At 69.4% G+C, this 19,352-nt stretch carries 24 protein-coding genes; 7 read left to right on the forward strand and 17 right to left on the reverse strand.

Annotated features, from left to right (window positions below):
• Positions 1–16 precede the first annotated feature (16 nt).
• The 4 genes from ACYVO6_RS16225 (at position 17) to ACYVO6_RS16240 (ending at position 3,663) form a co-directional block, all read left to right on the forward strand.
• Complete coding sequence (locus ACYVO6_RS16225) at positions 17–814, forward strand: enoyl-CoA hydratase/isomerase family protein (RefSeq protein ID WP_461061777.1); 798 nt, start codon at positions 17–19, stop codon at positions 812–814.
• A gap of 20 nt (positions 815–834) precedes the next feature.
• On the forward strand, positions 835–1,971 hold the full coding sequence (locus ACYVO6_RS16230; protein WP_461061779.1) for an acyl-CoA dehydrogenase family protein: 1,137 nt from the start codon (positions 835–837) through the stop codon (positions 1,969–1,971).
• Positions 1,968–2,990 (forward strand): LLM class F420-dependent oxidoreductase, encoded by a 1,023-nt coding sequence (locus ACYVO6_RS16235; RefSeq protein ID WP_461061781.1) that lies wholly within the window; start codon positions 1,968–1,970, stop codon positions 2,988–2,990. Before ACYVO6_RS16230 ends, ACYVO6_RS16235 begins: the two co-directional genes overlap by 4 nt.
• Before the next feature lie 274 nt (positions 2,991–3,264).
• Complete coding sequence (locus ACYVO6_RS16240) at positions 3,265–3,663, forward strand: nuclear transport factor 2 family protein (protein WP_461061783.1); 399 nt, start codon at positions 3,265–3,267, stop codon at positions 3,661–3,663.
• A gap of 194 nt (positions 3,664–3,857) precedes the next feature.
• On the opposite strand, the gene ACYVO6_RS16245 is transcribed toward ACYVO6_RS16240, so the two are convergent.
• The 7 genes from ACYVO6_RS16245 to ACYVO6_RS16275 form a co-directional block, all read right to left on the reverse strand.
• On the reverse strand, positions 3,858–4,694 hold the full coding sequence (locus tag ACYVO6_RS16245) for an isocitrate lyase/PEP mutase family protein (protein WP_461061785.1): 837 nt from the start codon (positions 4,692–4,694) through the stop codon (positions 3,858–3,860).
• Between the two features lie 5 nt (positions 4,695–4,699).
• Positions 4,700–5,092 carry a hypothetical protein gene (locus ACYVO6_RS16250; RefSeq protein ID WP_461061787.1) on the reverse strand — a complete coding sequence of 131 codons (393 nt, stop codon included), beginning with the start codon at positions 5,090–5,092 and terminating at the stop codon, positions 4,700–4,702.
• A gap of 270 nt (positions 5,093–5,362) precedes the next feature.
• Positions 5,363–6,223: an alpha/beta fold hydrolase gene (locus tag ACYVO6_RS16255; protein WP_461061896.1), complete on the reverse strand. Its 861-nt coding sequence runs from the start codon at positions 6,221–6,223 to the stop codon at positions 5,363–5,365.
• A gap of 227 nt (positions 6,224–6,450) precedes the next feature.
• On the reverse strand, positions 6,451–6,741 hold the full coding sequence (locus tag ACYVO6_RS16260; RefSeq protein WP_461061789.1) for a DUF6087 family protein: 291 nt from the start codon (positions 6,739–6,741) through the stop codon (positions 6,451–6,453).
• Positions 6,742–6,754: 13 nt separating this feature from the next.
• Positions 6,755–7,981, reverse strand: coding sequence for a Tat pathway signal protein (locus ACYVO6_RS16265; protein ID WP_461061791.1), 1,227 nt, complete (start codon positions 7,979–7,981; stop codon positions 6,755–6,757).
• 27 nt (positions 7,982–8,008) lie between these two features.
• A complete protein-coding gene (locus tag ACYVO6_RS16270; RefSeq protein WP_461061793.1) occupies positions 8,009–8,329 on the reverse strand; it encodes a 4a-hydroxytetrahydrobiopterin dehydratase in 321 nt (106 codons plus the stop codon).
• Between the two features lie 3 nt (positions 8,330–8,332).
• A complete protein-coding gene (locus ACYVO6_RS16275) occupies positions 8,333–9,577 on the reverse strand; it encodes a Twin-arginine translocation pathway signal (RefSeq protein ID WP_461061795.1) in 1,245 nt (414 codons plus the stop codon).
• A gap of 112 nt (positions 9,578–9,689) precedes the next feature.
• Between ACYVO6_RS16275 and ACYVO6_RS16280 the strand changes: the two genes are divergently transcribed.
• Positions 9,690–10,256, forward strand: a complete 567-nt coding sequence (locus ACYVO6_RS16280) for a hypothetical protein (protein WP_461061797.1) — start codon at positions 9,690–9,692, stop codon at positions 10,254–10,256.
• A gap of 222 nt (positions 10,257–10,478) precedes the next feature.
• Here the strand turns inward: ACYVO6_RS16280 and ACYVO6_RS16285 are convergent, their stop codons facing one another.
• From ACYVO6_RS16285 to ACYVO6_RS16295, 3 genes are all read right to left on the reverse strand, one after another.
• Positions 10,479–10,790, reverse strand: coding sequence for a hypothetical protein (locus ACYVO6_RS16285; RefSeq protein ID WP_461061799.1), 312 nt, complete (start codon positions 10,788–10,790; stop codon positions 10,479–10,481).
• Between the two features lie 191 nt (positions 10,791–10,981).
• Positions 10,982–11,539, reverse strand: a complete 558-nt coding sequence (locus ACYVO6_RS16290) for a hypothetical protein (RefSeq protein ID WP_461061801.1) — start codon at positions 11,537–11,539, stop codon at positions 10,982–10,984.
• A gap of 173 nt (positions 11,540–11,712) precedes the next feature.
• The gene (locus ACYVO6_RS16295) at positions 11,713–12,027 is read right to left on the reverse strand and encodes a hypothetical protein (RefSeq protein WP_461061803.1); all 315 of its coding nucleotides are present in this window, start codon (positions 12,025–12,027) and stop codon (positions 11,713–11,715) included.
• Positions 12,028–12,303: 276 nt separating this feature from the next.
• Between ACYVO6_RS16295 and ACYVO6_RS16300 the strand changes: the two genes are divergently transcribed.
• Positions 12,304–12,969, forward strand: coding sequence for a hypothetical protein (locus ACYVO6_RS16300; protein ID WP_461061805.1), 666 nt, complete (start codon positions 12,304–12,306; stop codon positions 12,967–12,969).
• 307 nt (positions 12,970–13,276) lie between these two features.
• Here ACYVO6_RS16300 and ACYVO6_RS16305 read toward each other — a convergent pair whose 3' ends face one another.
• Positions 13,277–13,612, reverse strand: a complete 336-nt coding sequence (locus tag ACYVO6_RS16305; protein WP_461061807.1) for a hypothetical protein — start codon at positions 13,610–13,612, stop codon at positions 13,277–13,279.
• A 193-nt stretch (positions 13,613–13,805) separates the two neighbouring features.
• Positions 13,806–14,219: a nuclear transport factor 2 family protein gene (locus ACYVO6_RS16310; RefSeq protein WP_461061809.1), complete on the reverse strand. Its 414-nt coding sequence runs from the start codon at positions 14,217–14,219 to the stop codon at positions 13,806–13,808.
• 89 nt (positions 14,220–14,308) lie between these two features.
• Here ACYVO6_RS16310 and ACYVO6_RS16315 point away from each other — a divergent pair, with 89 nt between their 5' ends.
• Positions 14,309–14,749 (forward strand): MarR family winged helix-turn-helix transcriptional regulator, encoded by a 441-nt coding sequence (locus ACYVO6_RS16315; RefSeq protein WP_461061811.1) that lies wholly within the window; start codon positions 14,309–14,311, stop codon positions 14,747–14,749.
• A gap of 118 nt (positions 14,750–14,867) precedes the next feature.
• On the opposite strand, the gene ACYVO6_RS16320 is transcribed toward ACYVO6_RS16315, so the two are convergent.
• The 5 genes from ACYVO6_RS16320 to ACYVO6_RS16340 form a co-directional block, all read right to left on the reverse strand.
• Positions 14,868–15,848 (reverse strand): zinc-binding dehydrogenase, encoded by a 981-nt coding sequence (locus ACYVO6_RS16320; RefSeq protein WP_461061813.1) that lies wholly within the window; start codon positions 15,846–15,848, stop codon positions 14,868–14,870.
• A 178-nt stretch (positions 15,849–16,026) separates the two neighbouring features.
• A complete protein-coding gene (locus ACYVO6_RS16325; RefSeq protein ID WP_461061815.1) occupies positions 16,027–16,707 on the reverse strand; it encodes a class I SAM-dependent methyltransferase in 681 nt (226 codons plus the stop codon).
• A gap of 303 nt (positions 16,708–17,010) precedes the next feature.
• Positions 17,011–17,760 (reverse strand): FadR/GntR family transcriptional regulator, encoded by a 750-nt coding sequence (locus ACYVO6_RS16330; RefSeq protein ID WP_461061818.1) that lies wholly within the window; start codon positions 17,758–17,760, stop codon positions 17,011–17,013.
• Positions 17,761–17,796: 36 nt separating this feature from the next.
• Positions 17,797–18,201, reverse strand: a complete 405-nt coding sequence (locus tag ACYVO6_RS16335) for a Zn-ribbon domain-containing OB-fold protein (protein ID WP_461061820.1) — start codon at positions 18,199–18,201, stop codon at positions 17,797–17,799.
• Positions 18,198–19,349: a thiolase family protein gene (locus ACYVO6_RS16340; protein ID WP_461061822.1), complete on the reverse strand. Its 1,152-nt coding sequence runs from the start codon at positions 19,347–19,349 to the stop codon at positions 18,198–18,200. Before ACYVO6_RS16340 ends, ACYVO6_RS16335 begins: the two co-directional genes overlap by 4 nt.
• Between the last annotated feature and the right edge of the window lie 3 nt (positions 19,350–19,352).

The following is a 19,352-nucleotide window of genomic DNA, read 5'->3' on the forward strand; positions in this document are numbered from 1 at the left end:
CTCTACTCACTCATTATTGACTCACTCCTGGCTGATGGCGGTGGCGATGACGGATCTGGTGGTGACGGCCCGCGGGCCGGTCCGGCTGATCGAGCTGAACCGGCCGGACCAGCTCAACTCGATGAGCGAGGAGCTGCATTCGGGACTCGCGTCGGTGTGGGACGACGTCGCGGCCGATCCGGAGGCGCGGGTGGTGGTGCTCACCGGACGCGGCCGGGCGTTCAGCGCCGGAGGCAACTTCGACATCATGACCCGGGTCCAGCGGGATGGCGCCTTCCGGGAGCAGAACGTCGACGAGGCCCGGCGGATCATCCTGGGCATGGTCCGCTGCCCGCTCCCGGTCATCGCGGCGGTGAACGGGCCCGCGGTCGGCCTCGGGTGCAGCCTGGCCCTGCTCAGCGACCTGGTGCTGATCGCCGAGGGCGCCCATATCGCGGATCCGCATGTCCAGGTCGGCCTGGTCGCGGGGGACGGCGGCGCGCTCGTACTGCCGCTGCTCGTGGGCCTCGCCCGGGCCAAGGAGCTGCTGTTCCTCGGCGACCGAGTGTCCCCTCAGGAGGCGGTCCGGCTGGGCATCGCCAACCGTGTCGTACCGGACGACAAACTCATGGCCGAGGCCATGGATCTCGCCGGACGGCTGGCCAAGCTGCCCGGCCAGGCGCTGCGCGAGACCAAGCGGGCGGTGAACCTGCATCTGGAGCAGGCCATCGCCGCCGTACTGGAACCGGCCCTGCTCGCCGAGCGGGACAGCATGCACGCACCGGACCACATCGCGATCGTCGAGAAGATCATCGCGGCGCGCGCCGGCCGCTGAACCGGAGAGGAGCGTCACACATGGACTTCGCGTTCAGCGACGAGCAGGAGGAACTGCGGCGCACCGTACGGGCGTTCTTGGCGGACACCTCGCCCGAGACCGAGGTACGGCGGCTGATGGAGACGCCGGAGGGCTTCGACCGGGCGGTGTGGCGGCGGATGGGCTCGGAGCTGGGTCTGCAGGGGCTCGCGATCCCCGAGGAGTACGGGGGCGCGGGCTGCGGGCCGGTCGAAGTGGGCGTCGTGATGGAGGAGTTGGGCCGGGCGCTGACCTGCACGCCGTTCCTCGCCTCCGCCGTCCTGGCGACCACCGCCGCGCTGCGCTGCGATGACGAGGAGGCCCGCAAGCGGCTGCTGCCGGGGCTTGCCGCCGGTGAACTGGTCGCGACGCTGGCGCTGACCGAGGACTCGGCGCGCTGGGATGCCGAAGGTGTCCGGCTCACTGCCCTTGAATCCAAAGGGAGTTGGCTGCTGACCGGGCAGAAGATGTTCGTACTCGACGGCGCCACCGCGGATGTCGTACTCACCGTGGCCCGTACCGGCGACGGCATCGGCGTTTTCTGGGTGGACGGTGACGCGGCCGGCCTGACCCGTGAACCCCTGCCCACGATGGACCCGACCCGGCGGCAGGCACGCCTGGAGTACGAAGACGTGCCGGCGACCCGGCTGCGTACACACGGCGACGGCTGGGACCTGGTGTCGGAGGTGCTCGACCGGGCAGCGGTGGCGCTGGCCGCGGAACAGGTGGGAGTCGCGGGGCGCGCGCTCGACATGGCGGTGGAGTACGCCAAGGTGCGGCACCAGTTCGGGCGGCCGATCGGCTCCTTCCAGGCCGTGAAGCATCTGCTCGCCGACGTATTGCTGGAGGTGGAGTCGGCGCGGGCCGCCGCGCACTACGCACTGCTCGCGGCCGAGAGCGCGGACCCGGAGCTGTCGGCGGTGGCGAGCCTGGCCAAGGCGTTCTGCTCCGACACCTGTCTGCAGGCGACGGAGCAGAACATCCAGGTGCACGGCGGTATCGGCTTCACCTGGGAGCACCCGGCCCACCTGTACCTGAAGCGGGCGAAGACTTCACAACTGCTGTTCGGCGACCCGGCGTACCACCGGGAACTGCTCGCGCGGCGCATCGGTTTGGACAGAGTTGGAGAATCCGCATGAAGGTGGACGGCAAGCTGAACGTGTGGGGCACCGCCGAGGTGGTCGAGGAGGCCCGGCACCACGAGAAGGCGGGCTACGACGGCCTGTGGGCCTCGGAGTCCAAGCACGACCCCTTCCTGCCGCTGCTGCTCGCGGCCGAGCACACCGACCGGCTCGAGGTCGGCACGGCGATCGCGGTGGCCTTCGCCCGCTCCCCCATGCAACTCGCGTACACCGCACACGACTTGCAGGCCTACTCCGGCGGACGCTTCTCGCTCGGTCTGGGCAGTCAGATCAAGCCGCACATCGAACGACGCTTCTCCATGCCATGGAGCCGGCCCGCGGCCCGGATGCGGGAGTACGTGAGCGCCCTGCGGGCCATCTGGGCGGCCTGGAACGAGGGCGAGAAGCTCGACTTCCGCGGCGACTTCTACTCGCACACGCTGATGGCACCGTTCTTCTCTCCGCCGCCCGCCCCGGCCGGTGCGCCGAAGGTGTACGTGGCCGCCGTCGGGGAGGCGATGACCCGGGTGGCCGGGGAGGTGGCGGACGGGCTGCTCGCGCACGGCTTCACCACGGAGCGGTATCTGCGGGAGGTCACCTTGCCGACCGTCGAGACGGGGCTGGCGAAGTCCGGCCGTTCGCGCGGCGACTTCTCCGTCTCCCATCTCCTCCTCACCGCGACCGGCCGTACGGAGGAGGAGCTGGCCCGCGCGGTGGACGGCACCCGGCGCCAGATCGCCTTCTACGGCAGCACGCCCGCGTACCGGGGCGTCCTGGAGCTGCACGGCTGGGGCGAACTGGGCGACGAACTGCACGCGTTGTCGAAGTCCTCCCGCGAGGACAAGTGGGCGGAGATGGGTCGGCTGATCGACGACGAGGTACTGCACGCCTTCGCGGTGGTGGCGGAGCCGGAGCGGGTGGCGGCGGAGATCCGCCGGAGGTACGGGGCGCTGGTCGACCGGGTGTCGTTCTACGCGGCGTACGAGATCGATGCGGAGGTCTGGGAGCCGGTGGTGCGGGAGTTGCGGGGCGAGTGAACGACCGGGCGTGGTCGGGGGGTTGTTGTTCGCCCCCGCCATGCGCCGCGGTGCAGCACACGTCGGGGGCCTATACGGAAGTCAGCGGCCCAGGTCAAGGGCTGCCAGCAGATTAGTCCGCAGACCAGGGAGACTATGGCGCTATCGAGGTCGAGCCGACATTGCCGGCTGACTGCGAGGCGCTTGGACTGGTGCGCGACGGTCTGCTCGCCGACGTACCGCAGCTTGTCGAGACCGGCGGTGTCCGGCGCCCCTTCGCCGTTACAGTCGCGCCATGTCCAAGACCGAGATAGACGTCGTGACCGCCGAGTTCTTCGAGGCCTTTGACAACCGGGGCGGCAAGGCTGCCGACGTGGACCGGATCCGCCGACTGGTTCTTCCCGGTGGCGTGATCGTCAAGACCGGCCCGGAGTTCACGGTCTACACCGTGGACGAGTTCATCGAGCCTCGCCGGCGGCTGCTGACCGACGGTCGGCTGGTCGAGTTCTCCGAGTGGGAGACCTCCGAACGGACAGAGATCGCGGGAGATATCGCGTCGCGGTTCGGCGAGTACCGCAAGTCCGGGATCTTGGATGGTGAGCCGTTCGAGGGGGGCGGGACCAAGACCATCCAGTTCGTCCGCACCTCAGAGGGCTGGCGGATCGCAGCGTTTGCCTGGTACGACCAGCCCTGACCGCAGGAGCGATCGGCTGGCCGATCGGCTCAACTCGCCTGAACCGCCCCGCGATCCGGGCCATGATCTGGTCGAACATAGCCCGCCAACGGGCAGGGTCTACGCTATGGCCTGCGGCCAACGCACGATCTTCAGGAGTCCACACACCAACCGATGATCACGCGGTGGCCGTACCCGTTCCCAGCCGGACCGGACTAACGTCCGCTTCCCAGCAGCGCGTTGAGCTCGCCGTAGTCGAGCCCTCCGGCCAGCGACTCGTAGGTCCCCGCGCCCAGCAGCTCCCGCGCGGCGCGGCGGACCACGGCATGCGCGGCCTGGGCGATGCCCGACCCGATGCTCACGCGCGCGACGCCGAGCGCGGCCAGCTCGGCGACGGGCGGTGCCCCGGGGCCCGCCATCACGTTGAGCGGAGCGTCGATGCCCTCGGCGAGCGCCTTCACGGTCACCGGGTCGACAACCCCGGGGACGAAGATCCCGTCGGCGCCCGCGGCGAGGAAGGCGGCAGCCCGTTCCAGGGTGAGGTCCACTCCTCCGGCGCCCCTGAGGAAGGTGTCGATCCGGGCGTTCACGAACAGCGACACCCCCGCCGTGTCGGCGGCCTCGCGGGCGGCGGCGAGGCGCTCGGCCTGTTCGGCCACCGGCCGCAGCGGGCCCTCGCCCTTCCCGTACAGCGTGTCCTCGATGTTCACGCCGACCGCGCCCGCCGCGATCACTGCGCGGATCGTGTCGCCGACGCCGACCGAGTCCCGCGCGTAGCCGCTCTCGATGTCGGCGGTCACCGGCACCCGGACCGCCTCGGCGATGCGTGCAGCGGCGCCAAGGGCCCGGTCGCGGTCCAGCCGGTCGCCGTCCGCCGCCCTCAGTGCCCAGGCCAGCCCCGCGCTCGTGGTCGCCACCGCAGCGGCACCCGCATCCTCGACGATGCGGGCGCTCGTGGCGTCCCAGGCGTTCGGCAGGACGAGCGGACGCCCGGGGACGTGGCGGGAACGGAAGGCGAGGGCCCGGTCACGGAGGATGTGGTTCTGCGTCATGCGGATCACTCAACCAGCCGGCCCCGGGCCACGGCTGGCAGGAATCCGACGGGAACGTGCGGCTCGGCCGCCCGTTGGTTCCGACCACAACCCGACCTGCCGTATGGCGGTGATGGTTGGTTCCAGACGGCGTCAAACCGGCTGATGATCTGGCGGAGTTCGCGGGCGCTTCGCGGTGAAAGGGCCTGCATCACGGTGTCGAGGAGAGCACGGGCTTCGAGAGGATTGCCGCAGCAGTACCAGTGCACGTTGCCCCACTCGTAGTCGTGCCACAGCTGGCGCTCGGGACGGTGGACGTAGTCCTTCCACAAGCGCACGGCTGCACCGACGTCTCCTGGCTGCAGATAATTGCGGGTGCGCTCGAGACGGAAGATCTCGGAGAGTGCACGGGAGGACAAGCCGTCGATGACTGGCTTTGTATCTGGTGTCCGGTGGCGGAAGATGCCAGCCCGGATGTGTCCTGGCCGTCTACGCGGCATGGACCTTTCGGTTCGTCGTCATGCCATACATGGTCCCACGTTCTCGAACGATGTCTCGAACGGGGTTCGCTCGGCTGGGAATTCGCCAGACGCACGGGCGGCCTTCGTCTGATCATGTGCTCCGACCAAGGTACACCGATCGAGACGAAGGCCGTGAAGATGAGTCCAGCCAGCGAACTGGTCGAAACCCTATGTGCCCACCGTGCCTTGCACGAATCGCCGAAGGTGCGCACGCACGGCGTCGGGCTGCTCCAACCAGGGCTCGTGCCCAGCGCCCTCGATCCGGGTCAGCGGAAGAGCGAGCCGGAGCGCGAGTGATTCGAGTGCCGACACAGGGCGGGGATCACCGGCCCCACCGAGGAGCTCCACTCGTGCGGGCAGGCGCGCACGTAGCTCGGCAAGATGCTCATCGAGCGGATCCGCGCGGCCTTCCTTGCCGAGTTCGCTGTTCATGGCCCAGTTGATGGGGCGACGCCGCCGGGCACCCTGCGCGGCCCAGTGCCACCCGCGTTCGGGATCGGCGTGGTCGGTGAACCAGGCCAGCGTGAGCAGCTCGACTTCCTGCTCTTCCGTGCGGTGCGGCAACTCCTCCAATTCGCGGAGCCGCTCCTGCTGCGCTGCGGACATGCGGCGGCCGCGCTCCGCTCGGTCCCCGGTACGCCAATCACCGACGAACGGCCCGCACATCAGTAGCATTGCGGCAACTCGGTCGGAGTGCGTCAGGCAGAACCGGCTCGCCAGGTCGGTGCCGTAGGAGTGCCCGATCAGCACGGCCTTGGGCACGTCCCATGCGTCGAGCAGCTCGGCGAGATCGTCGACATGCCGGGCGAAGGAATGGCGGCCCCGCCACGGGGATTGGCCCGTGCCACGCTGGTCGTACCGGTACACGGGCGCGAGGTCCGCGACCATGGGGGCGACATCGCCCAGATAGTCCGGCAGCCCCGGACCGCCATGGAGCATGACCACGGGCGGCTGCCGAGTCGTGTCCCCCAGCGCCATCCAACGTAACTGCGCCTCGTCGGTCATCGACGCGAGGCCCTGCGTCTCCATCAAGGTCACCGCGGAGAACCTACCGGTGTCACTGAGGCTCCGCCAAAGGTTGAAGAACAAGCTGAGTTCTACGAGTCCCCGACATGACCCTCGCCGGGCCAAGGCTGACAAGGGCACCGACATCAAGCCTCGCGCCCCTAGGGAGCGGACCACCACGGCCTCCAAGCGGCTGACGAAGGTGGCGGCTCGCAACATGGTCAGCGCCCTGGTCGGACCCTGACCATGGCTTACACTCCGGGGTCGTCGTCGAGCGCCAGCTCGTTCACCCACTTCTGGGCCTCGGTGAGGGTCGGGGCGGTACCGGCCGGCTCGTACGCGAACCCGTTCCACTCCTCCAGGATGCGCGGCTCGTCGGGCCGCAGGTGTCCGGCGCCGCCGTGCACGGGCCGGTGGCGCCGGTAGATGTCCATCGGTGGCCGACGCCGTTTGTTGTACGCGGCGAGCGGGTCGTCGGCGTCGGCGCGCGGGACGGCGCGGGATGGCTGGTTCGGGGGCCCGGGTCGGCGGTGCTTGCCCATGCGGTCGATGCTCTCAGGCCGCGATCGTGGTCGGGCGGGCGGCGGCGAGTTCCGTCGCCCGGGTCCGTACTTCGTCCACCGCGGCGGTCTCGTACGGGCGGGCTGCGTCCAGCAACGTGTTGAGCCGGGATGTGACGAGCGCGGAGTCGAGGCGGGCCGCGTCGTCGAGCGCCTGGTGGGCCGCGGCGGCCCCCCGTTCGGCCTCGCCCTCGTCGAACAGCGCGGCGGCCAGGCCGACGCGGTCCATGACCTTCACGCGGTCGAAGCCGGGCTTCCTGAGCCTGAGAGCGTCCTCGAAGTGGACGCTCGCGGGCCGTTGACCACGGTCGAGTCCGGCGAGGTCGCGGGCGGAGACCGCCCGGGCACCGGCGTGCTCGGCCGCGTCGAAGTACGCCACCCACTCGGGGACGTCGTCACCGAGCCCGTCCGCCAGGAGGTCGTCGGCGTCGCCAAGATGCCGGTCGGCCTGGCGCTCGTCGCCGAGGGCCGCGTGCACCCTGCCGGTCTGCGAGGCGACCAGCGCCCTCGTTGCGGGCATCTTCGCCTTCGCAGCGGCCACGTCGAGGAGACCGAGGGCGTCGTCGGGGCGGCCGAGGTAGATCATCTGGTGGGACATGCGGGTGGCGATCTCCACTCCGCGGTCGCGCTGCCCGGCCTCGCCTGCCGCGTAGACGCCGTAGCTCCAGTACCGCTGAGCTGTTCCGTACCGGCCGGAGTCGTGGCTGACCCATCCGGCGAGCGCCGCCAGGTCGGCGGTTGCGGCGAAGACCCTCTTGCGCAGGCTGGCCGGTACGCCGTCCTGGATGCGGCGGGCGACCTCGGCGAGCTGGGCGACGATCGCCGAGCGGTACAGCCCGCCGCCCTTGGAGGCGTCGGCCTTGGTGAAGAAGGCGGTGACCTCTTCGAGAGCGGTGACGGTGTCGGTGTCGAAGCCCTTGCGGTTGTTGTTCATCGCGCGGGCGGTGCCGCCGAGCATCCGTTCGGCGGCGAGGATCAGCGGAGCGCCGATGGCGAGTTTGAGGGTGTCGCGGCGGTTCATGAACAAGTCCATCTGCGTCCATCCGGCCAGGGCCTGAGCGGCTGCTTCGGTCAGCAGCGGGAGCTGGATGCTGTCCAGCTCCGGCCCGGTACCAGTCAGGCCAAGATCACCGGGAGTGAGCGGCTGGCCGACAGCTTCCGAGAGGACGTCGGCCAGCAGGGCGGGGACCGGCGGTTGTTCGCGCCCGCCTTGGGTTCTCAAGGGCGGGGGTCTTTTGCGTGTCCGGGGTCAGTCGTCAAGTGGCTCCGCTCCATGGGCTTGGGCGATGGCGTCGATGCGCTGCGCCAGGTCGAAGTCCGCGGCTGTCAGCTTGTGGCCGGCGTCGTGCGTGGTGATCGCGAACCGGACTCGCCCCCACCTCAGATCGATGTCCGCGTGATGGCTGATGAGCCGCTCAACGTCCGCCACGTGCACGATCATCGCCACACCACCGTGATAGCGGATCCCGAACGAGCGGCTGATCTCGTCGCCCTCACGCTTCCACCCCGGCGCCTCCTGCAGGGCCGCCTCGATCTCGTCCTCGGTCAGCGGCACCGGTACGCCTGCCACGCTTCAGCTCCCCTCGGTCACGGGCGCCAGAACCTCCACGAGGTCCCGGCCGACCGGGGCATCCTGCCATGGCCGCATCGCCCGCTGAAGGGTCACCAACTCCCGCCGCATACGCGCTGAGCGGGTCTCGGCCGCGATGTCGGCGACCGTGCGGGCAATCTCCAGCGCCTGATCCGGTTCGCCCGCTCCGGCCGCCGCAGCGGCGTGCCGGGCGAGATACACGCCGCGGTCCCTGCGCGCCGTCTCGGGGACGACGTCGAGCACCTGGTCCCACAAGGAGACAGCCTCGGCGCCGAGACCGAGCCGGCCGTAGCAGGTGGCCCGCTGCACTTCGAGATAGCCCGGCGTGCGGCGGCAGGCATTGCCCCACGGCAGGTCATCGTCAACGCGGCCGAGGAGTCCGCTCGCCTGGTCGATGAGCCGGTCAACGGCCTCCCGGTCTCGAGTGAGGCTGGCACCGTGGGCCTGCTGCTGCATGGCCATGATGCGCACTTTCGGCACCAGGCGGCGCGAGTCCTCCAGCGTGGCTTCGCACAGGTCGATGACCGCGTGCCCGTCCCCGAGGTCGGTGCGTACCTGGGCCTGGTTGACGAGGGAGTAGCCGATCAGGTGCGGGTCCCTGGACCGCGTCGCGATCTCCTGAGTGACGCCCCGCCAGAAGTGCGCGCCGTCCATGTCGCCGGCGTCCTGGTACAGCCAGCCCACCAGTGCCGCATAGGCGGCGCCGACCCGCAGCAGGCCGCGCCGGGTCTCGCCCTTCGCCGAGCGGACCAGCTTGTCGATGAGCTGGTACTGCGCGGACACGGTGCCGATCAGGTCGTGCGGGCCAAGGAACATGTCCGCCCGGTAGTGCCCTTCCAACTGCTCCTGGAAATACGTGATCAGTGCCGGGTCGACGTGCTGAGGCGCGACCGGTCCGGCGACCAGCGCGGCGGCGGTGACGGAGACGAACGCCCTGCGTTTCACATCGGCCTCTTCGTGATGCTCGGGTCGGATCCAGCCCGGCGGGGTGGTGAATCCCAAATCCTCGGGCCAGCACCCGAGCGCGTCGTGGATGACGATCGCGGTCTCCTCGGTCGGCCAGCCGGGGCGTTCGCCCTCCCAGCGGCGCCAGGTGCGCGCCGATACGGTGAACTGCCGGTCGTCGAGGAGCTGTTGCCCGTGCTCGGTCAGCTTGGCCGCAGCCTGCTCGATGGTGCGCCAGCCTGTACGGAGCCGGGCGGCTCTCAACGCGTCGTTGCGGCTCATACGTCCAGTCTGAGGTGTCATCGCGCCCGTTTCTGGCCATGGCCGCCACGTGGCCGCACATGGCCACAGTGCGGCCTGGTTGCCCCTTGCCGTGCGCTTCCATCATCCCCATGTGACTACCCAACGCGCACAGAACGCTACAGATCTCACCCCGACCGGGCCGGTCGCCGGGTCGCTCGTGCACACCACAGCCGAACGGCAGTTGGCCGCCGCCCACTGGCTGCTGTCCGCGCACCCCGCGCCCGGCCGGGCCCGCGAGGAATGGTCCTCACAGGGCGGGATGGCGCTGCTGCCGCTGGGCACCCTCTTCTGCGCGGTCCGGATCCCCGAGCGGCTGGTGCACGCCGCGGTTGGCAGCGAGGATCCCGCGGTGATTGATGCCGTCCTCACCCAGGCGCTCTGTGGCGGACCGGTCATCTGCGACCCGCGCGGGCGCCGCTACTACGCGCTGGTGCCCGCCAGCACGGCCGTGAAGTGGCGGCAGCCGGGCGCCGAATGCCTGGGGCGCGGCACGTACCTGGGGGTGCCCCGGCCGGACGCCGTGGACCGCAACGCCCACGCGTGGTCGTCGTACTGGTCGGTGCCGATGCCCTCGGCCGCCGAACTGTGCCCGCCCGCCGCCGTGGCACAGTTCGTGGCGGTCGGCAACTTCCGGACCGCCACCGAGGGCTCGGAGTGAGCAGCGACGAGCTGGACTGCGTCAACGGCCACACTCCAGGACGCGACCGCCGAGGAGGTGACCAGTGAAGATCTGCGAGAAGTGCTGCCGGACGATCCGGCCCGACGAGCCCTACACGTCTCACGACAAGACGTCGACCTCCGGGAGCGGCTGGACCATCCACATCCATACGGAGTGCCCACCCGAGTAGGGACCTCCACCCGCCCTCTTACCCCGTGAGCGCTAGGGGCAGGGAGGACCATGCCCCGACCGGGACTCTCGCCGCCGGGCGGTGTGCCGGAACTCGCGGAACAGGTGGGAGATCGACGCGAACGGCTGGAGCTTGGGTGTCTTGGTGCGGGGTGCGTAGTGGGCGAGCAGGGCGCGCGGAACCCGTACGAACGTCTCGGAGGGCTTGACGTCCCGAAGCGCGGCGAGGTGTTCGGGATCGGTCTCGCGGTCGCCCTGGACGAGGATCTCGTCTGTCCCCTCGATCTCGTACAGGGTGGGGCAGTCTCCGTCGTCGCTGGTCGTGCCGATGAACCTGAGCGTCATGGTCGCCCTCCATCTGCGCTGGTTGGAGGTCCAGCATGCGCAGGATTGGCCGGGCGTGCCTGGGGATTGCGGCAGATTGCGCGTGCTCTCCGGCTGCGGTCGATTGCGCGCAAGCAGGGGCAGGAGCCCACCGCATGGCGAAGGCCCCGCCCGGATGCCCGGTGCGGGGCCTCACTGCCGTTCACGTGGCCTCAGTACCCCTGGGTCACAACGTCGGTGATCTTCACGGACACCTTTTTGCTCGCCGAAGCAGTATTGATCAGAGACTTCGTGTAGTTCAGGCTCGTCCGATCCGTCAGCTCAGCCGTCTCAATAACCGGGCCCGACTCGTCACCACGGATCTCATAGGTGATCTCATACACCGCATCCGGATCGAGATCCTCAGTGACGCCCAGGAAGGTCAGCTCCGGCTCGACCGTCACATTGCAGCCCGCCGACCCGAAACACTGCCGCTCGGTGGTACGCAGCTCGATCGTGAAACTGCCGGCATCGACCTCGCCGTACACCGGCTCCAAGTCGGGCTCCTCCGCGGCGGTCGCGACGTCCTCGTCCGGGACACTCGACGCGGCGGTGGCGGTGGCCGGCTTGCTGTCGTCGTTTGTGGACTGCACGACGACGATGCCGGTGGCGACGATCGCGGCGATGACGGCGGCAGCGGAGCCGATGATGATCGCGTTGGTGCGGCTCTTCTTCGGCGCTGGCGGGGGTGGCGGGAAGTCGGGCAGGGGTGGTGGCGTGGTGTCAGTCATGGTCCCCCCAAGGACATGGTGTGCAGGAGGGCATCATGCGTCCTTATGTGTGCGGTGTGGAGGGGGTGTGCCCGTGTTGTGACCACAGATGAGTGAAGGTCCCGGATCCTGCTGGACGACGCCCGACGGAACGCCCTAACCGCATAGAGGCTGCGAGGTTCAAGGGGCCCACTTCATTCGTCTTGCTGAATGCCCTGGTCGATCATGTCGAGGACGGTCTGTGCATAGGCGCGGTCGGAGGCGCTGAAGCAGTCAGTGGACTCCAGGACTGTGTGGGCAATCATTCGGCTGTTGAGCCGTGTTTCATCCACGTCTTGGCCGGCCGGTGCGGGGTTGTCTTTGAACTCCTGGTACTGCCCGCGAGCGTCCTCGCAATCGGACGTGGTGGTGTCTAGTTCGGGGGCGGTGAGTCGGCCTGCGGCGAAGCCGCCACCGACGAGGAGGGCGGCGACGGCGATGGTGCCGATGGTGCGGGTGACCGAAGACATGAGGCATCTTCCCGTTCAGCCGGTGCCGTCGCCATAGGTTCGCCGCCACGCGTTGTGCGCCCGCCGGCCGACGCGTAGCCGGTACATGTGGCTGTGCCAGCGCGGGCACCGCTTCACCTTCCGCCAGCGCTCCACCTCACCCGCCCCGTTGAGCCACCACCGGGACAGGCCTTCACCATTTGCACTCAGACCGGTAACGGAACCAACCCACCTCTTCACGTATCACCTACATCGGATAACGTCCTCCATCTCACGAAACACCGCACAAGGGGGCACATGAGCCAGCAATACCCGCAGGACCCCGGATACGGGCCACCACAACAGCAGCCGGGCTGGGGCACACCACAACAGCAGCCGACCCAGTGGGGTGCACCAAACCAGCAGCCGCAGCCCGGCTGGAGCGCACCACCGCCGCCGCTGCCCCCGAAGAAGTCCAGCACCGGGAAGATCGTCGGCCTCGGGTGCGCCGGCGTTGTCGCGCTGTTCGTCATCATCGGCGTCATCGGCGCGGCCGTGGGGGGCGGCTCCGACGACAGCAGCAAGGGCAGCACGGTCAGCTCCGAGCCCACCGCCACGGACGATGACAAGGCCGAGCCCGCCGCAGAAACCCCGGCTGAAGACACACCCGCCGAGGACGTCCCAGAGGAGAAAGCGCCAGCCAAGAGCCAGGCCGACCAGTTCAAAGACTGCGTTGCGAAGAGCGGCACGGCAACGGAGAAGTCGGCCGTCAAGCACGTCACGAAGGTGACCGGCGCGGACGAGCAGAACGACATCCTCGACGCGGCCGAGGTGTTCACGGACTACACCGGCGGGCTGATGGGCCCACACACGTCGGACGGGAAGCTGATCGCGTCGGCGTTCGCCTCGTGCTACGAGTCGGAGAATGGGTTGGTGACGGTGTACGACAAGTCGGGTGAGATCTTGTCGAACGGCAACTTCTGACCCGCGCTCGACTGGCCCGGCTCGCGCCCGTGCGCGGCCGGGCCCCCGCATGCGCCGGAAGATCACCGCCCCCGTCCGGGCCACAATGCATCCCATGCCCGCCTACCCGGCGCGCTGCCCCCGCGTCGTCGTTGCGGGGGCAGGGAGGGAGGCGGGCCGGGGGAGGCTGAACCGCTCGTTTCCCGGTTTCCACAGGTGTGGAGACCGGCCTCCCTGGCCTCCCTCAACTGGCATATGCGCAGGTCACGCCGAGGGAGGCAGTACAGGGAGCCGCTCGGGGAGAACTCCCCGAGATCCGGGCGCCTCCCTACTCCTCGTCGATGTCCACGACGTCCTCGGCGAACCGCTCGAGGATGGCGTCCTGGACGCGGTCGCGGGCGACGACCATGACGCCGTTGCTTTTACGCCCGTGAGCGGTTCGCAAACCGGTGCTCGAAGAACATGACGGCGGTGTGGACGGTGTAGTTCTGGCTGGTCGCGGGGGTTGTCCGGCATTCGGTCCGTACTTGCTGGTGGGGGTTTTGCGGGTGCGGGCCTTGGTCCGGCGTCGGTGGCGGGCGGGGTGCAGGGCGTCGAAGGCGGCCCGGCCGATGACGCCGACGAGATCGACGGGGCCTGGCGAGGGCAGGATCCCCGCCAGCACGGCTGCTTCCTATTCACTTTCGCCATGCCCGACTTCCCGCATCACGACGATCCTCGTCTCGACCTCGACAAGGCCGACTTCGGGCCGTCAGGCCGTCCGTGTCGGCGAGGTCTTCCGGCAGGTTCCGACGTCAGGCGAGTGGGTCGCGTCCTGCCGCACAGACAGGGCTGAGGTCCGGGCCTGACTCACCCCGTCAATTCTCGTGCATCCAGGCGAGCGTGATCTGCATGTCACTGAACCGCCAGCCCGCCGAGGTCCGCACCGCGGTGCAGGCCACTCGCAGGCCGCTTGTCCGGTGAGGTGGTGCGCCGTCGCGGTAGAAGTACACGAGCTGGTTCGCTGTGGCCTTCGCGCGGTCACCGTCCACACGCACCAGCACGTCGCCATGCACGTGTTGGGTGCGCTCTCCCTCGACCTGGCTTCGCTTCAGGTAGGCGGTCACCTCATCGAAGCCACGCAGCTCGCCGCCGCGCGGCGAACGCACCACGATGTCGTCGTGGTAGACGGTGGGGGCGTCGTCGTGGCGGCATTCGTCCAGCAGGTTGGCCAGGCGGGCGAACAGTTCGGCGATCTCGACGCGGTCGGTGGTCCGGGTGGCAGCGGACATGACGCCTCCTCTGGCGACAGCTCTAATGTTGGTAAGACCAACACTAACTTCAATGTGTTGGTCCCGCCAACACTGTTACGGTGGTCGCCATGGATGAGATCCCCAAGCGCCTGGCGGCGAAGCCGAGCTGGCTGATCACCCAGCTGGCTGTGCACGCCCGCCGGCTGGTGTTCGACGGTTTCACCGCTGCGGGCGCGCGCGGGTACCACTACCGCATCCTGGCGGCACTGCACGAGTTCGGGCCTGCGAGCCAGGCAGATCTCGGCCGCCGGTGCCGCATCGACCGCAGCGACGTCGTGGCAGCCGTCAACGAACTGGTCGAGCAGGACTTCGTCGTCCGGGCCCCGGACCCGGACCATGGACGGCGCAACAAGGTGACCCTCACCACGGGCGGCGCCCGGCAACTGCGGTGCATGGATCGGGTGCTCGACCAGGCGCAGGACGACCTGCTCGAACCGCTGTCGCCCGAGGACCGGCAGACTCTGACGCGCCTGCTCAGCCGAGTTCTCGCCCAGCACGAACCGCAGTGACTGCCTGCTTGCTCGCTCGACCCTGGCCGGGCTCCGAGACAGCCTGCCGATGGAGTATCCGGATCCAGATGTCCTCAGCCTGCAACGCAGCCGCGATCACACCAAATGAGGCCGTGCCTCACGAGTGCGCGTCGGGGACAAGGACGACCTTGCCTGTTGTAGCCCGCGCCTCCAGGGCGGCGTGCGCCACAACGGCCTGTGACAGGGGGAAGGTCTGGTAGGCGGGCACCAGACTGCCGTCGGCGGCCGCCGCGAGCGCGCGGGCCTCGTCCGCGGGCGCGTCCTGGCCCTCCAACAGCAGGCCCAACGCGTCGGTGAAGGTCACGCCGCGCTCCTTCAGCTCCGCCTCATCCGGGCGGAACTCCTCCCGCGAGGCCGCGCCAATGGTGATGTAGCGCCCGCCCTCGGCCAGCAGCCCGAAGGCGGCCCGCCCCTTGTCGCCCTCGACACCGTCGAGAACGACCGTGACGCCGCTCCCGCCCAGGGCGTCGCGGACGGTGCCCGCCCAGTCCGGCAGGTTGTAGTCGACAGCGATGTCGGCTCCCAGCTCTCGCACTGCTGCCGTCTTGTCCGGTCCGCCCGCCGCGCCGATGACCGTGGCGCCGAGGCGGCGGGCGAACTGGACGACCAGACGGCCGATGCCACCGGCCGCGGAGGTGACCAGGACCACGTCGCCGGAGGTGAGCTCTGCGATGTCGAGCAGGCCTATGGTGGTGGTGCCGGTGACGACCATGGTGACGGCGGCCTCGTACCCCAGTCCGGCCGGCATCCGGTGCAGGGACGAGACGTCGGCGACGGCCAGTTCGGCGTAGCCCCCCGGCCTGCCGTGCGCGGTCACCGCCTTGGCGCCGATCCAGGCCTCATCCACGTCTGGCCCGACCGACTCGACGACGCCGGCCACCTCTCCCCCGAAGATCGCCGGAAGTCGGGGAAGCGGCGGACCGATCTCCAGCCCTTCCCGCATCGCCGTCTCGATCTGGTGGACTCCCGCGGCCCTCACCAAGACGCGAACCTCGCCTGGTCCTGGTACGGGATCGGGCACAGTCTCATAGCGGAAGTTCTCAGCGGGTCCGAACTCGTGCAGCACGACGGCGCGCATGCCCGTTCCTTCCGGTAGATCTGCAGGAGAACACCCACTCTGCGACCTCTACTTAACTTGAGGTCAAGCCTCTCAGCCTCTCACGCCGGGCACCTCCCGGCGGTGATGCTCCCCACGCGACGGTGCAAACCTCATCGAGCAGCGGCAGGCTCAGCCGTAAGCTTGATATTTGACCGGATCACGGGGACTTGGTGCCCTTGATCGCCAGCACTGCTGGCGTGGGGGCCCCGCTCTCGGCGAAGCGATCGAGCGTCAGGCCCGCGTCGAGAAACGCGTGCAGCAGTTCAGGCAGTGGATGATGGGTGGCGCCGACCTTGTCGCGCACCCCCTTGTCCGTCCAGGACGCCTTGGTCCAGTGGCCGTCAAGATAGCCAGGGCGGATGACCACCGCTTGCAGGTCGCCTCGATCTGCGAACCCGCCGGAGAAGCAGGGATGAACCCCGATGTGCACGAACACGCCGCCCGGACGCAGGACCCGGGAGGCCTCACGCAGCACCTCCGGATACCGGGGCATGTCCGTGTGAACCATCACCGCGACGATGGCTGACAGAGAGTCGGACTGGACCGGCAACTGCCCGGCGTCAGCCTGCGCGACAGGCAGCCGCTCACGCGCATAGCGCAGCATTCCGCCGGACAGGTCGATGCCGACCGGGGTCCAGCCCAGCGTGCGGAGCCGGTCTGCGTGGACGCCGGTGCCGCAACCGATCTCCAGGCAGATACCGCTGCCTTCGCCTAGAAGATCGTCCAGGAGCACGCCCAGGCCCAGGGGGTGCCCGTCTCCCGTTTCGGCGCTCGGACGGTTGAGGAACTCGGTCTCGTACCAGTCAGCGATCTCGTCGTATGCCGCTGTCGGTGCCATCTTGTCGCCCTCCTGCCCCGGTCGCCGACGGTCCGGTGGCCTCGTCCAAGTTCATTCCTGTCACGCCCCGCACCAGGCATTCAGGCTTCACCGACCATGTCCCGGGCGGTCGTTCCTGCAATGACTGCCCATACGAGCCGACTCTGCCCGGGATTCCGCCCGAGGCGGAACCTTTCGGCTCTGCCTCAACCTGCCGATTGCTCCATGCGACGGGGTTTCGTGCCCTTCTTCTCCGCAGCGAGGTCTAGGGCGGCAGCCCCAGGGATGGGACGGGTAGGGGCGGCAGGGGCGAGAAACCGCCCCTCAGCCGAGCAGGTCCAGGACCGTCGTCATCGACTTGTTCTGCAGCAGATAGTCCTCGGCCTCCTGAAGATGCACCCGCCACAACTCCTCCGCGGCCTCCACGCGACGCGCAGCGACCAAGTCGACAAGCGCGACATGGGCCCGGAAACCCCGCCGGTTGGCCCGGACGTTCTCGGGAGTCCCCGCATCAAGGTCGACATGCGACCAGTTCGCCTGATCGATGATGTGCCGGACCATCCCCGTCAGCACGCTCAGCGTCTCGTTCCCCGCAAGCTCCACCACCAGCGCATGGAACTCCATATGGGCGCGGATGAAGGCCGACGGGTCGTCCATCAGCAGCTCTGCCTCGGCGACCGCGGCGCGCAACCGCTCCACGTCCTCGTCCGTGCGCCGCCCGGCGAGCAGTCCGGCGCACGGCGCCTCCAGTACCGTACGGGCGTCGTAGACATCTTTCAGGGTCGTGCCCCGGTACTCCAGCACCACCCCGGCGTAACGAGCGGCGACCGTCTGCTCGGGAACGTGCACCCGGGCCCCGCCCCGCGCACCCCGCCGCACACTGATCAGCGACTCCGACTCCAGCACTCGGAACGCCTCGCGCAGCGTGGGCCGCGACACGGCGAACTCGGCCATCAGCGCTGTCTCGGCGGGCAGCGCCTCCCCCTCCGTCAACTCCCCGCGCACGATCTTGCGGCGCAGCTGTGCCGCCACCAGCTCGGCCATCTTGGGGACCCGTACCGGCGTGTTCGCCACGGTGTCCACCTCCGCCCTCACTCGGTCATTCGGTGGTCAGTGCCTCGCGTCCGGTACGAAGTACGGCAGCGTGATCTCGTCGGTGAAGGGGCGGAAGTCCACGCGTACGCGCAGGCCGATGACGACGTTGTCAGGGGTGCCGGCGTCCACGTGGGACAGCAGGGTGCCGCCGTCGTCCAGGTCGATCACGGCGAGCGCGAAGGGGGTGTCGAAGCCCGGGCCCGGCGCTCGGTGCACCACCGTCACCGAGTAGACCGTCCCCCGGCCCGCGCTCGGCTCGTAGCGCCAGTCCTGCGACATGCAGCGCGGACAGGCGGGTTCGGGCACGAAGAAGCGCAGGTCACAGGAAGGGCAGTACGGGACGACGAGTTCGCCGCGCCGGGCCGCCGCCCAGAACGGCTCCGACAACTCCGTCGGCATCGGAACAGGTCTGCCGGTCATCCGGTCCTCCCCAGCACGCTCATCTCGTAATGCTGCGCCCCGGACCCGGCGTTGCCGACGACGGCCAGCTCCGCGCCCGCGATCTGGTGCACGGCGGTGCCCCGCAACTGCCGTACCGCTTCGACGACTTTCAGTGTCATCTGCTGCGTGCCGTTCCACGCGTACGCCAGACAACCGCCGTCCGGGTTGACGGGATGCTTGCCGCCCACGGCGATGGCTCCGCTCGCGGCCAGCGGTCCGCCCTCGCCCTCGCCGCACAGTCCCAGGGCCTCCAACTGGCGGATGACTTCGAAGGAGTTGGGGTCGTAGAGGGAGAAGACGTCCACGTCGTGTGCGCCGATCCCGGCCATCGCGTACGCGCGCGTGGCGGCGTCGCGGCCGAGCATCCCCACCTCGCTGAGGAGCGCGGGATTGGCGTACGCGGCCTGGTGGTACTCCATCGCGCCGCCGAGCACGGCGATGGGCGGCTGCGGCAGGTCACGGGCCCGTTCGGCGGTGGTGACCACGAGCGCGGCGCCGCCCTCGCCGACGATGCAGCAGTCCAGCAGGTGGAAGGGGGTCGCGACCATGCGGGAGGCGAGCACGTCGTCGGCGGTGTACGGGCCGCGGCCGTACATCATCGCCTCGGGGTTGGTGGTGCCGTTGTTGCGGATGGTGGCGGCGACCTCGGCGAGTTGGCGGGAGGTCGTTCCGTACTCGTGCATGTGCCGGGCCGCCACCAGCGCGAACTGGGCGACGACATAGCTGCCCCAGACGTCGGCGAACTCCAGCGGTACGCCGGCGCCGACCGGCCCCGCACCACGCGAGACCAGCTTGCAGCCGCCGACCACGACGGTGTCCGCGTACCCGGCGCGCACGGCGGCCGCCGCCTTCAGCAGGCCCCGGGAGCCCGCGTTGTCCAGCATGGAGTCGCTGGTCCAGCGCAGGTCGCGGCCGAGCATCCGGGCCCAGGAGCTGCCCTCGCCCGGTACGCCGCCGGGGCCCGGCCAGTCGACCTGAGCCCCGTCGATGTCCGACGGCTTCAGACCGGCGTCCGCCACCGCGCCCCGTACCGCTTCGAGGGCGAGATCCATGGCGGTGCGGTCCGGAAGGGACAGCGCCTGTTCGGTGGCGTACACCCCCGCGATGACGGGCCGGCGATCGGTCACGGC

Source organism: Streptomyces pseudoechinosporeus, from assembly GCF_054783935.1.

What these genes read in the sequence shown, in the direction of transcription:
- ACYVO6_RS16230 (WP_461061779.1), top strand. Translation starts at nt 835, where the DNA reads ATGGACTTCGCGTTCAGCGACGAGCAGGAGGAACTGCGGCGCACCGTA.
- ACYVO6_RS16235 (WP_461061781.1), top strand. Translation starts at nt 1,968, where the DNA reads ATGAAGGTGGACGGCAAGCTGAACGTGTGGGGCACCGCCGAGGTGGTC.
- ACYVO6_RS16240 (WP_461061783.1), top strand. Translation starts at nt 3,265, where the DNA reads ATGTCCAAGACCGAGATAGACGTCGTGACCGCCGAGTTCTTCGAGGCC.
- ACYVO6_RS16245 (WP_461061785.1), bottom strand. Translation starts at nt 4,694, where the DNA reads ATGACGCAGAACCACATCCTCCGTGACCGGGCCCTCGCCTTCCGTTCC.
- ACYVO6_RS16255 (WP_461061896.1), bottom strand. Translation starts at nt 6,223, where the DNA reads ATGGAGACGCAGGGCCTCGCGTCGATGACCGACGAGGCGCAGTTACGT.
- ACYVO6_RS16260 (WP_461061789.1), bottom strand. Translation starts at nt 6,741, where the DNA reads ATGGGCAAGCACCGCCGACCCGGGCCCCCGAACCAGCCATCCCGCGCC.
- ACYVO6_RS16275 (WP_461061795.1), bottom strand. Translation starts at nt 9,577, where the DNA reads ATGAGCCGCAACGACGCGTTGAGAGCCGCCCGGCTCCGTACAGGCTGG.
- ACYVO6_RS16285 (WP_461061799.1), bottom strand. Translation starts at nt 10,790, where the DNA reads ATGACGCTCAGGTTCATCGGCACGACCAGCGACGACGGAGACTGCCCC.
- ACYVO6_RS16290 (WP_461061801.1), bottom strand. Translation starts at nt 11,539, where the DNA reads ATGACTGACACCACGCCACCACCCCTGCCCGACTTCCCGCCACCCCCG.
- ACYVO6_RS16295 (WP_461061803.1), bottom strand. Translation starts at nt 12,027, where the DNA reads ATGTCTTCGGTCACCCGCACCATCGGCACCATCGCCGTCGCCGCCCTC.
- ACYVO6_RS16300 (WP_461061805.1), top strand. Translation starts at nt 12,304, where the DNA reads ATGAGCCAGCAATACCCGCAGGACCCCGGATACGGGCCACCACAACAG.
- ACYVO6_RS16310 (WP_461061809.1), bottom strand. Translation starts at nt 14,219, where the DNA reads ATGTCCGCTGCCACCCGGACCACCGACCGCGTCGAGATCGCCGAACTG.
- ACYVO6_RS16315 (WP_461061811.1), top strand. Translation starts at nt 14,309, where the DNA reads ATGGATGAGATCCCCAAGCGCCTGGCGGCGAAGCCGAGCTGGCTGATC.
- ACYVO6_RS16320 (WP_461061813.1), bottom strand. Translation starts at nt 15,848, where the DNA reads ATGCGCGCCGTCGTGCTGCACGAGTTCGGACCCGCTGAGAACTTCCGC.
- ACYVO6_RS16325 (WP_461061815.1), bottom strand. Translation starts at nt 16,707, where the DNA reads ATGGCACCGACAGCGGCATACGACGAGATCGCTGACTGGTACGAGACC.
- ACYVO6_RS16335 (WP_461061820.1), bottom strand. Translation starts at nt 18,201, where the DNA reads ATGACCGGCAGACCTGTTCCGATGCCGACGGAGTTGTCGGAGCCGTTC.